The sequence below is a fragment of the Mesorhizobium sp. BHbdii genome, from assembly GCF_053848045.1.
Map to the genome: position 1 here is coordinate 1 of NZ_JBSPKX010000300.1, position 404 is coordinate 404.

A 404-nucleotide genomic window follows, 5' to 3' on the forward strand; every position below is an offset into this window, starting at 1 on the left:
CCGGTGAAGATCAGGTCGCCGGCCTGCAATTCTACGCCCTCGCTGCAGATCGAGACAATGTCTGCTATCGGCCAGATCAGCTCGGCGAGATCGGCGTCCTGCCGGGCCCTGCCGTCGACGGCGAGCCAGATGCGCCCCTTCGTCGGGTGCCCGGATTTCTGCGCGGGTACCAGGGGGCCGCATGGGGCGGAACGATCGAACGCCTTAGCCCAATCCCAGGGCCGCGCCGCCTTCTTGGCCTCGTCCTGGAGATCGCGGCGGGTGAGGTCGATGCCGACGGCGTAACCCCAGACATGGTCCAGCACCTTGCCGCGGGGAATGCGGAAACCGGCTTTGCCGATCGCGGCGACCAGTTCGATTTTATGGTGCAGATTGGCCGTCAGCGGCGGATAGGGGATCACGGT

1 protein-coding gene is annotated in these 404 nt (G+C 66.1%); it reads right to left on the reverse strand.

Annotated features, from left to right (window positions below):
• On the reverse strand, positions 1 to 404 hold a 404-nt coding region (locus ACWTU8_RS33135; RefSeq protein WP_455851416.1), incomplete at both ends, for a fumarylacetoacetate hydrolase family protein.